Source organism: Rhizobium sp. LjRoot258 (assembly GCF_964254185.1).
Taxonomy (GTDB): Bacteria; Pseudomonadota; Alphaproteobacteria; order Rhizobiales; family Rhizobiaceae; genus Rhizobium.
Genome location: NZ_CAXUST020000002.1, coordinates 214582 through 227954, shown reverse-complemented (window position 1 = coordinate 227954; position 13373 = coordinate 214582). Strand labels below are relative to the sequence as shown.

The 13373-nt window shown below is 60.9% G+C and carries 14 protein-coding genes; 3 read left to right on the top strand and 11 right to left on the bottom strand.

Annotation, left to right across the window (positions count from 1 at the left end):
• Positions 1-185 precede the first annotated feature (185 nt).
• The 10 genes from ACSQ9D_RS21975 to pcaD form a co-directional block, all read right to left on the bottom strand.
• On the bottom strand, positions 186-902 hold the full coding sequence (locus tag ACSQ9D_RS21975) for an ABC transporter ATP-binding protein (protein ID WP_436284084.1): 717 nt from the start codon (positions 900-902) through the stop codon (positions 186-188).
• Entirely contained in the window at positions 883-1647 is a 765-nt protein-coding gene (locus ACSQ9D_RS21970; protein ID WP_436284083.1) for an ABC transporter ATP-binding protein, read from the bottom strand. The genes ACSQ9D_RS21975 and ACSQ9D_RS21970 overlap by 20 nt, the downstream gene beginning before the upstream one ends.
• On the bottom strand, positions 1644-2660 hold the full coding sequence (locus ACSQ9D_RS21965; RefSeq protein ID WP_436284082.1) for a branched-chain amino acid ABC transporter permease: 1017 nt from the start codon (positions 2658-2660) through the stop codon (positions 1644-1646). Before ACSQ9D_RS21965 ends, ACSQ9D_RS21970 begins: the two co-directional genes overlap by 4 nt.
• Positions 2661-2662: 2 nt before the next feature.
• Positions 2663-3526 carry a branched-chain amino acid ABC transporter permease gene (locus ACSQ9D_RS21960; RefSeq protein WP_436284081.1) on the bottom strand — a complete coding sequence of 288 codons (864 nt, stop codon included), beginning with the start codon at positions 3524-3526 and terminating at the stop codon, positions 2663-2665.
• Positions 3527-3634: 108 nt separating this feature from the next.
• Positions 3635-4807: an ABC transporter substrate-binding protein gene (locus tag ACSQ9D_RS21955; protein WP_047519384.1), complete on the bottom strand. Its 1173-nt coding sequence runs from the start codon at positions 4805-4807 to the stop codon at positions 3635-3637.
• A 126-nt stretch (positions 4808-4933) separates the two neighbouring features.
• Positions 4934-5986, bottom strand: coding sequence for a 3-carboxy-cis,cis-muconate cycloisomerase (locus ACSQ9D_RS21950; RefSeq protein WP_436284080.1), 1053 nt, complete (start codon positions 5984-5986; stop codon positions 4934-4936).
• 76 nt (positions 5987-6062) lie between these two features.
• Complete coding sequence (gene pcaG, locus ACSQ9D_RS21945) at positions 6063-6677, bottom strand: protocatechuate 3,4-dioxygenase subunit alpha (RefSeq protein ID WP_436284079.1); 615 nt, start codon at positions 6675-6677, stop codon at positions 6063-6065.
• Positions 6677-7426 (bottom strand): protocatechuate 3,4-dioxygenase subunit beta, encoded by a 750-nt coding sequence (pcaH, locus tag ACSQ9D_RS21940; protein WP_436284078.1) that lies wholly within the window; start codon positions 7424-7426, stop codon positions 6677-6679. The genes pcaG and pcaH overlap by 1 nt, the downstream gene beginning before the upstream one ends.
• 10 nt (positions 7427-7436) lie before the next feature.
• Positions 7437-7838, bottom strand: a complete 402-nt coding sequence (gene pcaC, locus ACSQ9D_RS21935; RefSeq protein ID WP_436284077.1) for a 4-carboxymuconolactone decarboxylase — start codon at positions 7836-7838, stop codon at positions 7437-7439.
• The gene (gene pcaD, locus ACSQ9D_RS21930; RefSeq protein ID WP_436284076.1) at positions 7835-8644 is read right to left on the bottom strand and encodes a 3-oxoadipate enol-lactonase; all 810 of its coding nucleotides are present in this window, start codon (positions 8642-8644) and stop codon (positions 7835-7837) included. Before pcaD ends, pcaC begins: the two co-directional genes overlap by 4 nt.
• A gap of 145 nt (positions 8645-8789) precedes the next feature.
• Between pcaD and pcaQ the strand changes: the two genes are divergently transcribed.
• The 3 genes from pcaQ to ACSQ9D_RS21915 all read left to right on the top strand — a co-directional run bounded on the left by pcaQ (position 8790) and on the right by ACSQ9D_RS21915 (position 12027).
• A complete protein-coding gene (gene pcaQ, locus ACSQ9D_RS21925) occupies positions 8790-9713 on the top strand; it encodes a pca operon transcription factor PcaQ (protein WP_436284075.1) in 924 nt (307 codons plus the stop codon).
• A 61-nt stretch (positions 9714-9774) separates the two neighbouring features.
• A complete protein-coding gene (locus tag ACSQ9D_RS21920) occupies positions 9775-10203 on the top strand; it encodes a lipocalin-like domain-containing protein (protein ID WP_436284074.1) in 429 nt (142 codons plus the stop codon).
• 231 nt (positions 10204-10434) lie between these two features.
• Entirely contained in the window at positions 10435-12027 is a 1593-nt protein-coding gene (locus ACSQ9D_RS21915; RefSeq protein ID WP_436284073.1) for an adenylate/guanylate cyclase domain-containing protein, read from the top strand.
• Between the two features lie 86 nt (positions 12028-12113).
• Here the strand turns inward: ACSQ9D_RS21915 and pobA are convergent, their stop codons facing one another.
• Positions 12114-13286: a 4-hydroxybenzoate 3-monooxygenase gene (gene pobA, locus ACSQ9D_RS21910; RefSeq protein ID WP_436284072.1), complete on the bottom strand. Its 1173-nt coding sequence runs from the start codon at positions 13284-13286 to the stop codon at positions 12114-12116.
• Positions 13287-13373 lie beyond the last annotated feature (87 nt).

Here is a 13373-nt window from a genome sequence, read left to right as displayed (position 1 = left end):
GGTGAACGGAGCATGACGCCTGACAAGACAAAAGCGGCACGTTCCGCATTTCTTGTCCATTAAATGGTTTCTCAACTGCGCCAATACAATTGTCGGCTCCTGCGTCGATAGTATGAGAACGACAGGTGCGGGCAGGGCGCTTCTGTTGGAACGGCAACGCGACGATCGCGCCGCGTGGTGGCAAGTTAGTGCAATCCGCCCACGCCCAGCAGACGCTCGACGGCATCGTGGTCGTCGGACAGCGCCTTCGGCGTGCCAGCCCAGGCGAGCCGGCCGCGCTCAAGCACGATCACATGATCGGCAAAGTCGAGCGCGCTTTGGATGCGCTGCTCCACAAGAAGGATGGTCATATCACCGGTCTTTGCAAGTTCGGCGAAGGCCGCCATCAGTTCCTCGCAAATGACGGGCGCCAACCCCTCGAGTGGCTCGTCCAGCAGAAGTACCGACGGACGGCCGAGGATCGTGCGCGCCGTGGACAGCATCTGCTGCTCGCCGCCCGAAAGCTGGTTGCCGAGGTTTCGGCGTCGCTCCTTCAAACGCGGAAACATGTCGTAGGCTTCGTCCAGGGCGCTCTTGGCGCGGCCTTTCAGGCCGACGAAGAGGTTTTCCTCCACTGTCAATGTCGGGAAAACGCAGCGCGCCTGCGGCACATAGCCCAATCCCTTGTGAGCGCGTGCAGCACTAGGCATCGCCGTCACATCGGCCGCACCGATGCGTATCGTGCCATCATAGCGTTTGGTCTGTCCGGCGAGCGTGGCGAGCAGCGTGGTCTTGCCCATGCCGTTGCGGCCGAGCACCGCAAGGCGCGCGCCGGCGGGAACAGAGAACGAAACGCCGTCCAGAACGCGTGTCGGCCCATAGCCGGCAGATAGGTTTTCGACCTCAAGCGGCGTGGCTGGCATGGGCATAGCTCCCGAGATAGGCCTCGCGAACGCGGGCATCCTTGGTGACATCAGCAGGCGATCCGTCGAAGATGATCGCTCCTGCAGCGAGAACGACGACGCGCTTGGCGAAGCGGAAGACGAGATCCATGTCGTGCTCGATCATCAGGACGGCGAGATCGGCGGGCAGGTCGGCAAGCGCCTGCTCGATGCGCCCGGTATCGCTCTGGGGAACACCGGCGGCCGGCTCATCAAGCAATAGCACCTTTGGCCGCAAGGCCATGGCAACGGCAATCTCCAGGAGACGCTGCTGGCCATAGGCGATCTCGTTTACTCTGCGGTGCATGAGATGGGCGATGCCAAGCGTGCCGAGCAGATCGCTCACCTCGTCCATCACATCGGGCATGGCAAGAAAATGTCCGAACATGCGGCCCGTGCGTCCCTGACGCTGGAGGATGGCAAGCGCCACATGCTCGGCCGGCGTCATCTCGAGGAAGAGCCGGGTAACCTGGAAGGATCGTACCAATCCGCGCTTGACGCGGCCGTTGGCTCTGACCTTGGTGACGGTTTCGCCAGCAAGACGAACATCGCCGGAATCCGGCCGCAAGTTGCCGGTCACGAGATTGACGAACGTGGTCTTGCCGGCACCGTTCGGTCCGATCAGCGCCACGCGGTCGCCCGGTGCCATCGACAGCGAGACGTCGTTCGTCACAGCGAGGCCGCCAAAGGATTTCTTCAGATTGATGACTTCAAAGACGGCACTCATTGTCCGGCCTCCCGTTTGCGGGCCAAAAACGCCGCGGTGGAGCCGTAGAGCCCCTTCGGGGCAAACAGAACAACGGTGATCAACAGCGCGCCGACCATCGTCAGCCAGTGGAATGGGTTTGCAGCCGAGACGTAATCCTCGAAGAGCATGAAGATCACGGTCCCGGAGAGCGCACCAAACAGCGAACCTGTGCCACCGAGGACGAGCATGACCAGCGACTCCGCCGAAAGCGTGAAGGACAGGCTGTCGAGGCCCACGACCTGTGTGGTGATGGCGTTCAGCGCCCCTCCGATACCGGCGACCGCGCCTGAGATCACGTACATCCTCATCAGGGCCGCCTTCGGTGACGCGCCCATGGCACGGATGCGCACATCATCCTCCTTGATGCCGCGACACAGCATGCCGAACGGAGAGCGGACAAGCAGGCGCAGGACCACGAAGACGATCAGCAGCAGGACAATCGCAAAGACATAGGCGGTGTGGCCGTAGAGATCGAATTCGAAGTAGCCGAAGATCGGATCAGTGGAGATGCCCGAAAGCCCGTCACTGCCGCCCGTCCAGCTCGACGCCTTGTTGGCGAACTCGTGAAACAGGTTGATGAGTGCGATCGACAGCACGAGTTGCGGCAGACCATGGCCGCGCAGGATGACGGCGCCGCTGACCAGCCCGGCGACAGCGCCTCCCGCGATGCCGGCAAGCGTCATCAGCAGCGGGTCGTTGATGCCGTAATGGGCCGAGAGGATGCCGGCCGCATAGGCGCCCGAGCCGAAGAGGGCTGCATGGCCGAGTGTCGCGACGCCGCAATAGCCAGTGACGAGATCGAGCGACAGGACAAGCAGAGCAACGGCAACGATGCGGGTGAGCAGCGCAAGATTGTCCGGAAACAAGAGGTAGCCGATGACAGCAACGACTGTTATGGCGGCGACGCCTGCCACATCACGCCCCAGTGAGCGTGAGCGGCGGGGGCGGTCGGAGGTGGAAACTGCTGCTTCGGTATTCATGACGACAGCCATTTCTATTTCGTCCGTCCTGCAAGGCCGCGCGGGAAGATGCAGATGATGGCAATGACCGCGAGGTAGAAGAAGAATTCGCCAAATTCCGGCATGAGATAGCGACCGGTGGTGTCAATTCCGCCGAGCACGAGACAGGCAATCAGTGCTCCTGGGATCGACCCGGCGCCGCCGACCGAAACCACCACGAGGAAAGTCACCATGTAGCGCAGCGCATAATAGGGTTCGACGGGCAGCAGCTCTGCGCCGACCACGCCGCCGAAGGCGGCAAGCCCGACGGCAACGGCAAAACTCAATGCATAGATGATTTCGGTGCGTACGCCGAGCGCTGCCGCCATTGCGGCATTGTCGACCGAGGCGCGCAACTTCACGCCGAAACTCGTCCTTTCGATCGCGTACCAGAGCCCGACGGCGACGGCGAGCCCGCACAGGATCGCAAAGAGGCGATGCACGGGGATCGTGCGGAACCCAAGGTCGGCGGAGCCCTGAAGTCCTCCCGGCAGCGGGATCGTCTTCAGGGTCGGACCGAACACGTAATTGGCGATGCCGATAATGCAGAAAGTAATGCCGATCGTCATCAGCACCTGTGTCAATTCAGGCGCCCCATAGATGCGCCGATAGAGGAAGCGTTCGATAGGGGCCGCGATGATCACCGTGCCGACGACCGCCGCTATGACCGCAACCCCATAGCCGAGCCCGAGGTCGCGTGCCGCATAGGAGGCAATATAGCCGCCGATCATGGCGAAGGCGCCGTGCGCGAGATTGACGACGCGCATCAATCCCATCGTTACCGAGAGGCCGATCGAGATGACGAACAGCACCATGCCATAGGCAAGCGCATCGACGGCTATGCTGAAGACTGTTTGCATGAGGCTATCCCGATGCTGTTGGAGCGGGCCGGCATTTTGGGGCTTCTAGCGCGCTCCCGCGCTAGAAGCATTTTCTGGTCCGCTGCCGGTATCACAAGAGACAGGCTGTCATTTCGCGGCGGCAAGGCCGGGGTCACCCTGCTTTTCGAACGTCTGGACTTCCTTGTTGTAGTAGGTGCCGTCATCGGCCTTGACGACCTCGCGCAGGTAGATGTTCTGCGTGATGTGGCGGCTCTGCGGATCAATCGAGACCGGGCCACGCGGGCTGACCCAGGAAAGGCCCTTGACGGCCTCGACGGCCTTGGCCGCATCCTGCTTGCCGCCGGTCGCCTCGATCATCTTGTAGATGACGTTCATGCCGTCATAGGCACCAACGGCAGGGAAGGACAGTTCCGCCTTGTTGCCGATCGCCTTGGCGGCGGCTTCGACGAATGCCTTGTTCTCGGGCGAGTCGTGCGAGACGGCATAATGGAAGGTCGTCTGGATTCCGAGGGCAGCGTCGCCAAGAGCGGGAAGATCGGACTCTTGCGTCAGGTCGCCCGGCGCGAAGAACTTGATGCCGGCAGCCTTGAGGCCATTCTCGTTGTAGGCCTTGACGAAGCCGAGCGTGGTCGGACCGGACGGCAGGAAGGCGAAGACCCCTTGCGCACCGGAATCCTTGATGCGCTGCATGATCGGGCTGAAGTCGTTGGTCGCCAGTGGCATGCGGATCGCCTCGACCACCTGCCCGCCCTCCTTCTCGAACGCCGCCTTGAAGGCATTCTCGGCATCGACACCCGGGCCGTAGTCGCTGACGACGGAGATCACCTTGCTGACGCCGGCATCATGGGCAACCTTGGCGATCGGGGTGGAGGTCTGCCAGGTCGTGAACGAGGTGCGCACCACCAGCGGGCTCTTTGTGACGATCGCCGATGTGGCGGCGTTCATGATGACGAGCGGCGTATTCGCCTGCTTGAGGATCGGCGTCACAGCCATGGCGTCAGGCGTGAAATAGAAGCCGGCGAGGTACTGCACCTTTTCCTTGACGACCAGTTCCTGCGCCAGTGCCTTGGACTGTGCCGGATCGGCGGCCGGAAGGTCGCGGTAGATCACCTCCACGGTATTGTCGCCGATCTTGTTGCCGTGGGTCGTCATGTAAGCGTCGATGCCGGCCTTGAAGTTCTTGCCCTGCAGGGCAAATGGACCCGAGAACGGCCCGACGACACCGACCTTGATGGTATCGGCGTAGGCCGCTGTGCTCATAACGATTGCCGCAACGGCGGCCAGGACAAACCGTTTCATAAATCCTCCCATTGACGATGGCGCACTCCTACGCCGGATTAGCTCAGAGCTAAAATTTTGGCGATAGTGTCTCATTCAAAACGGTAATGTAAAATGAAATAAAAGGCGAAACTCATATTTCAGGGGTTATGATTTTACGGCGCCAATTCGCCGTATATTGCCCGTCAGCTCAAATGCCAGACGCAGCGAAGCGGCCGTAGCCATAACCATTTGCGGCAGAATGAGCCATTCCAGCGTCCAGGCCGCACCGGAGCGTTCCTGCTCGTGCACCAGCGACTGATGGATACCGGAAAGCTGGGTCGCGTTGAAACGCGCAAGGGCAACCAGAGTTTCGGCCGAGACTGGGTTCTGCTTGTGGGACATGGCAGACGAACCACCGCCACCAGCAAGCTCGATCTCATCGCCGGCCTGCGCGAGAAGCGCAATATCCTGGCCAAACTTGCCAAGGCTTCCGCTGATCAGAGAAAGCAGACTGGCGAGATCTGCTATTGACCCGCGCTGGCTTTGCCACTGCGGCTCGTCGGAAAGCCCGAGCTCCTGGGCAAGAGCGGCCCGTATGGCCGGCGCCTTGTCCTTAAGCTTGTCGAGCGTGCCGGCGGCGCCGCCGAACTGCACAAGAAACCGCTGTTCGGTCAGCCTGTCGCGATAGCTCTCGAGCGGCGCGCGCCAGGCACGGAGACGATCGGACACGGCGATTGCAATGGCCGCCTGCATGCGTGTGCGCCCCATCAGGCGCGCCTTGCCAAACCTCGCGTCGAGGTCGTCGAATGCCTGTGCGATCTTTGAAAGGCGGTTCGAAAACAGGAACGCGACGGCCTTCAGCCGAACCATCAGACTGGTGTCGATGACATCCTGGCTGGTGGCGCCGCGGTGAACACAATCCGAAAACGGGCTGCCGACGGCTTTGCGAAGCTGTCTGACAAGATCGGCAACGACAACGCCATCGCGGGCCGTGGCGGCTCTAAGCTGGGAAAGATCCGGTTCAAATGTGGCGCAAACGACACCGATCTTCCGGGCGGCATCAGGCGAAATCAGACCATGGACCGCCTCGGCCCTGGAAAGCGCCGCCTCAAAGGCAAGCATGGCGCGAATATCCGCCTCAGCAGAGAAATACGACGCCGTTTCGTCATCGCCGAGCAGGCCACAGAGGAAGGGGTGATCGAAAGGTGAGATGGTCATCGGCGTCTTTCTTGCAAGGACCGATAACTGCGCCCGGAATCGTCGCGTTTGCAAGGTCCCGCGCCAGCTTGTGGGGTCAGATATCCAGGAACACCGTCTCCCTGTCCCCTTGGAGGCGGATGTCGAAGGTGTAGGTCGATCCTTCACGCGTGGCGATCAGCGTATCGACGCGCTCTTTATGCTCGATGCGCAAGAGCAGCGGATCTGCCTTGTTTGCCTCGGTCTCCTCGGGGAAATACATGCGCGTATGCAGGCCGATGTTGATGCCGCGCGCGACGATCCAGAACGTGATGTGCGGCGCCATCTTGCGGCCGTCCTTGAAGGGGACGCGGCCGGGCTTGATCGTGTCGAAAAAGAAGACGCCGTCGTCGGCGCGTGTCGCACAACGCCCCCAGCCGGAGAAGTTTGGATCGGCCGTACCGCGCATTTCAGAGGGGCTATTGTAGAGGCCGGCGCTGTCTGCCTGCCAAATTTCGACAACTGCATCGCGTACCAAGGCGCCGGCACCATCAAAGACGCGGCCGCTGACGCTGATGCGCTCGCCAAGCGTTTTGTCGTTGACCATCACCGTGCCAAGGTCGGTCTCGTAGACGCCGTTGATATCGCAGAAGTTCGGGGTCAGACCGATATGGACATAGGGGCCCGCCGTCTGCGAAGGCGTTTCCTTGAGGTAGCCGAGTTGCTGTACCATCAGTTCCCCTCCGGCCGGTTCTCGAACATCGTCGAGCGGCGACCGCGCAGCACGATGTCGAATTTATAGGCGCGTGCATCCATTGGGATTGTGTTGCCCCAGTCGAGCGGCGCAATCAATTGCTCGATGGCGCGCTTGTCGGGGATCGTGCCGACGATTGGACACTTCCAGATCATCGGATCCCCCTCGAAATACATTTGTGTGATCAGGCGCTGGGCAAAGCCGTGGCCGAAGATCGAGAAGTGGATATGGGCCGGTCGCCAGTCATTGACACCGTTCGGCCAGGGATAGGCGCCCGGACGAACGGTACGGAACCGATACTGACCGTCTTCATCGGTGATGGAGCGCCCGCAGCCGCCGAAGTTCGGATCGATGGCGGCAAGATAGGTTTCCTTCTTGTGGCGGTAGCGGCCGCCGGCATTTGCCTGCCAGAATTCGACAAGCGCACCGGGCACCGCCCGGCCGCGTTCGTCAAGCACGCGGCCATGAACCACGATGCGCTCGCCGATGGCGCTCTCGCCTGGCTTGGCGAAGTTGTGGATCAGGTCATTGTCGAGTTCGCCGATCATCGAATGGCCGAAGACAGGACCGGTGATCTCCGAGATCGTCCCATCGAGCGAGAGCAGGGCGCGCTGCGGCGAGCGCAGGACCGAGGTCTTGTAGCCGGGGGTGAAGGCTGGCGCGTGCCATTCTCGGTCGCGCGCAAAGAAGGCGCCGGTTTCAAGCTTGCGGTTGGGGAGGTCGGACATCCTATGCCTTTCAGGGCGCCTTGCCGGCGTCCATCTGTTCGAAAACATGCTTGGCGATCTTGATGGCGTGATTGGCGGCGGGTACGCCGGCATAGATCGCCACATGCAGCAGCGCTTCGCAAATGTCGTCGCGAGAGGCGCCGGTGTTGGCCGTGGCGCGAACGTGCATCGCCACCTCGTCGTCCTGGCCGAGCGCGGCCAGGACAGCAATGGTTACGATCGATCGCTCGCGGCGCGTTAGCGTCGGACGCGACCAGACGTGTCCCCAGGCGGCTTCCGTGATCAGGTCTTGAAACGGCTTGTCGAATGGCGTCGAGCTTGCCACTGCACGGTCGACATGGGCGTCGCCGAGCACGGCACGGCGCGTGGCCATCCCCTGCTCAAAGCGCTCCGATGGCGGGAGTTCACTCATGGGTTCTTTTCTCCATGCGATGCGGAATCGATGAATGCCCGGATGATTGCGGTCAGCACGTCCGGCTGCTCGACGCAAGGGATATGGCCGGCGTCGCGGATAATCTCGAAGGAGGCATTGGGAATAAGCTTAGCGGTCGACTTCACGAGGTCAGGCGGCGTGGAGCCATCCTGGTCTCCGACAATGCAGATCGTCGGAGCACTTATCTTGGCCGCCGCCTCCGTATAGTCGGCATCGCGAATTGCCTCGCAGGTGGCGAGATAGCCTTCCACCGGCTGGCGCACGAGCATATTGCGGTAGCCGTGATAGGCCGTGTTTTCCGGTCGCCGGAAGGCCGGCGTGAACCAGAGCTTCATGACGCCATCGACGATACTGCCGATCCCCTTGCTGGCGACGGTGGCAATCCGGGCATTCCAACTCTCGGCCGTGCCGATCTTGTGGGCGGTGTCGCAAAGGATCAACCCCTGCACCATGTCTGGACGCGCCTTGTAGAGCGCCTGCGCGATCAGCCCGCCCACGGAAAGCCCACATATGAAAGCCTGCTTCACCGCCAGAAGATCGAGCAGACCGGCAAGGTCTGAGGCATGGTCCTCGATCGAATAGGGAACCTGGCCGACATCGGAAAGACCGTGGCCGCGCTTGTCGTAGACAACGATCGCATAGTCCCCAGCCAGCCGCACGATGACGTCACGCCAGATGCGGAAATCCGTCCCGAGCGAGTTGGCAAAGACGATGACGGGCTTGTCGGGGGGACCTCCAATCAGCTGATAGTGGATCGCAATGTCGTTGATGCGGGCAAATTGCACGGCCAATCTCCTCTCCGCGCAAATCCAACAAGTCGCGGTCGACTGATGAAAGATCCTGCGCAGACCCAGGTTCAAATTGAATGTTTAATCTGGTTAGGTAAAATGATATTTCGTGGCATTTCGATAACTCAGGAGTTATGAAAACGTGGTCGACAGTCGCGTAAAGTTTCGTCATCTGCAGACGTTTGTCGAGGTCGCGCGTCAGAAAAGCGTGATGAAGGCTGCCGAACTGCTCAATGTAAGCCAGCCGGCGGTGACAAAGACGATCCGCGAACTGGAAGACGTGCTGGGCGTCGCGGTCTTCGAGCGCGATGGACGCGGCATCAAGATCACCCGCTATGGCGACGTCTTCCTCCGCCACGCGGGGGCGGCGCTGACCGCGCTGCGCCAGGGGCTCGACTCGGTCTCCCAGGAGCGTTTCGGCGAGGCGCCGCCGATCCGGATCGGCGCGCTGCCAACGGTGTCGACCCGCATCATGCCACGCGCCATGGAACTCTTCCTCAAGGAGAACACCTGGAGCCGCATCAAGATCGTCACAGGGGAGAACGCAGTGCTTTTGGAGCAGTTGCGGGTCGGGGATCTCGATCTCGTTGTGGGGCGCCTTGCCGGCGCGGAGAAGATGGCCGGCTTCTCCTTTGAACATCTCTATTCCGAGCAGGTCGTCTTTGCGGTTCGTGCCGACCACCCCTTGCTCAAGAGCAAGCAATCGCTGTTTGCCAGCCTCGGCGAATACACCGTCCTGATGCCCACCCGTGCCTCGATCATCCGCCCGTTCGTGGAGAGCTTCCTGATCGCCAACGGCGTCGCCAGCCTGCCGAACCAGATCGAAACAGTTTCAGACTCCTTCGGCCGCGCCTTTGTGCGCAGCAGCAACGCCATCTGGATCATTTCCACGGGCGTCGTCGCCACCGACATCGCCGATGGCCTGTTGAAGATCCTGCCAATCGACACAAGCGAGACGAAGGGACCGGTCGGCCTGACCATGCGGACGGATGCCATCCCCTCGCTGCCGCTATCGATCCTCATGCAGACGTTGCGGGAAGCGGCCGCAGACGTGGCAAAGCCATAGCCTGTTCCACGTGCTGGCCCCATGATATGCTCCCCGAATGCAACGGCACATGGGGGAGCCTATGGGAAGTGCAGTCGCTTTACATGGAACCTGGCGCATGGTGTCCTGGAAACGCAAGGTGGTTTCGTCCGGCGCCGTTTCCGACGCGATGGGCCCGGATCCCGTTGGTTTCCTATCCTATCAACCGGACGGTAGAATGATGGCATTGGTCGTCAGCAGCGAACGGCCAAGAGCCAACGGCAAAATGCCGACGGATTCAGAAAAAGTCGCGCTATTCGATAGCATGCTCGCCTATGCCGGCAGCTACACGTTCGATAACGGCCGCGTTATCCACCATGTCGATGCCAGCTGGAATCCGGCCTGGGGCGTCAGCGACCTGATCAGGCCATTCTCCATCGACGGCAAGAGGTTGGTCATCAGCGGTGCGCCGGGCGTTGATCCGACGACCGGCGAGGAAGTCATATACGAGCTCGAGTTCCGGAAGATCTGAGAGGGTAGGCGAGCATCCCTCGATGCCTCCAAAATTGGCCGGCGGCGAGCAGTTGACGGCATGGATGGACGCGTGCTCCTCCTTCCAAAATGGCAATCTGTGAAGAGGACCCAGTTTCCAGATGATTGGCAGGATTTTCGACCCAAGCCACTGCATGAATAGACGGATGGCGACGCCGCTTGTGCAAACCGGCTTCGCGCCAACGCGGGTTGATATTCGTCGGGGCCGGTCGTGACCGGGAAGACCGATCGTGGCCGGACCGCACGAAATACCGGATATTTCATCAGCCTATTGATCCTGGCTTCGCTGGCGGGCTTGCCGATCGCTGTTTGGATGGACGTCAGCACGCTCTCGCAAAGCTCCGTGAAACGTCAGGCGGAGGATATGAGCTCGCTGATCACCAGCATCCGCTCCTACTATGCCAGCAACGTCGTCGGCCGCATTCTTGCAGCACATGCGGCGGGAAGCGACGTCGCAACGGTCGTGACGCACGATTATGCCAACATACCCGGAGCGATCCCGATCCCGGCGACGCTCTCGCTCGAACTGGGCGATGTCATCCGGCAGCAGCAAGCCAATATTGCGTATCGTTTCCTTTCCGATCTGCCGTTCAAGCGGCGAGCGCCGCATCCGCTCGATGCTTTTGAAACGAATGCTCTGGCTGGGCTGCGTGCCGATCCCAAGCAGACGCCGACGGAGATCAGCCGCAGCGGCTTTACGAATACATTTCGACTTGTGACGCCGGTCATCATGGCTGAGGCATGTGTCGCCTGCCACAACGCCCATCCGGAGAGCCCGAAGACGGACTGGAAAGTCGGCGATGTGCGCGGCATTCAGGAAGTAATCATTAAGCAACCCTTTGCCCACAACGTATTCGCCTTCAAATACCTGCTGCTCTATTTCTTGTTTATGGCAGGGCTTGGTATCGGCTTCATCGCTTTCCAGCAGCGCCAGACCGCCCTCATTCAGGGCGTCAACCGCGAACTGGAATCGGCCAACGAGTTTCTGGCAAGCATCTCCATGAAGATCTCGCGCTATCTGTCTCCGCAGGTCTACAAGAGCATTTTCAGCGGCCAGAAGGATGTCGTCGTACAGACCGAGCGCAAGCGACTGACTATCTTCTTTTCAGACATCAAGGATTTCACTGCCACCACCGAGCGGCTGCAGCCGGAAGCGCTGACGGAAATGCTGAACGAATACCTGACCGAAATGTCTGCCATTGCACTCAAGCATGGCGGCACGCTCGATAAGTTCATTGGCGACGCGGTATTGGTATTCTTCGGCGATCCGGAAACGAATGGCGCGGTCGAAGACGCAAAAGCTTGCCTGCGCATGGCCGTCGATATGCAACGCCGCCTTGGCGAACTGAAGGAGAAATGGCGTCTCGACGGCACGGAGGAACCGTTCATGGTGCGAATGGGGATCAACTCAGGGTATTGCAATGTCGGCAATTTCGGCAGCAGCGATCGCATGGATTACACGATCATCGGCGCCGAAGCCAATCTGGCCGCGCGCCTGCAATCCATTGCCGAGGGTGGGAAGATTGTCATCAGCTACGAAACCTACGCACTCGTGAAGGAGATCGTCGATGCGACGCCCCTGCCGCCGATCACCATGAAGGGCATTCACCGCGAGGTGGTTCCCTATGCCGTCAACGGACTGTTGGGCGCCGATAAAAATCTGCGCGTGCTAAGTGAGCACTTTGCGGGCCTCGACCTTCATCTCGATGTGGCGCAACTTGACCCCGATGAGCGCGCACGCGTGCGGGCAGCGCTCGCGGAAGCAATGGCTGCGATCGATGCGAAGGCGCCAAGCGCCTCTTGATACCTTGCGGGAGCGGGCGAGCAGCGGTGGGACGCATTAACCACCGCCGCTCTCCATGCGCCCTTCCGTGGATGGCGGAAGGGGAGCTAGTAGGGAAGGCCGACATAATTTTCTGCAAGCGCAGTCGAGGCTGCGCGCGAATGCGTGAGATAGTCGAGTTCGGCTTCCTGAATCTTTTGGTCGAAGTCACCGGTGTTTGGGAACCGGTGCATCATCGTCGTCATCCACCAGGAGAAACGAACCGCCTTCCAGACCCGAGCAAGCGCCCTTTGCGAGTAGGCGTCGATGCCTGCGTTCGAACGATCCTGGTAATGCTCTATGAGGCCTGCAAACAGATAGTGCACGTCGCTCGCGGCGAGATTGAGGCCTTTGGCGCCAGTCGGCGGAACGATATGGGCGGCATCGCCGACAAGGAACATGCGGCCGAACCGCATCGGCTCGGCAACGAAGGAGCGCAACGGCGCGATCGACTTCTCGAAGGAGGGCGCCGTGACAAGCGCCTCGGCGTGGTGCACCGGCAGGCGACGCCGCAACTCGTCCCAGAAACGATCGTCGCTCCAGTCCTCAACCCTCTCGTCCACGGGACACTGGATGTAGTAGCGGCTGCGATGTTGCGAACGCATGGAGCAAAGCGCAAATCCGCGCGGGTGGTTGGCATAGATCAGCTCGTGGTTGACGGGAGCAACCTCGGCCAAAATTCCGAGCCAGCCGAAAGGGTAGACCTTCTCGAAGGTACGCAGCGATTTTTCCGGCACCGCCTTGCGACAGGCGCCATGGAAGCCGTCGCAGCCGGCGATGAAATCGCAGTCTATGCGGTGGGTGGCGCCATCCTTCTCGTAGGTCACGTAAGGCACCCCTGCGTTGAAGTCGTGCGGCTCGACGCTCGCCGCCTCGTAGATCGTCTGCGCCCCGATGATCTCGCGCTGCTTAATCAGATCCCGAGTGACTTCTGTCTGCCCGTAGACCATGACGCGCTTGCCGCCAGTCAGGCCGAAGAGGTCGATGCGGTGATCGCGCCCGTCGAAGGCAAGCGAGAAGCCATCATGCGGCAGCCCCTCGGCATGCATGCGCGCGCCGGCCTTTGCCTTGTCGATGAGACCAACGGTTCCTTCCTCCAGCACTCCGGCGCGCACACGACCAAGAATGTAGTCCTTTCCAACGCGGTCGAGGATGATGTTGTCGATACCGGCCAGCGAGAGCAACTGGCCGAGCAAGAGCCCCGAGGGGCCGGAGCCGATGATGGCTACCTGTGTGCGCATGGTGTCCTCCCGCACTTGTCTTTTGCCAAATTCTGACGAGGCAGGGGGCCGTCAGCAATGGACAATTCCATCATGAAATTGCACTAA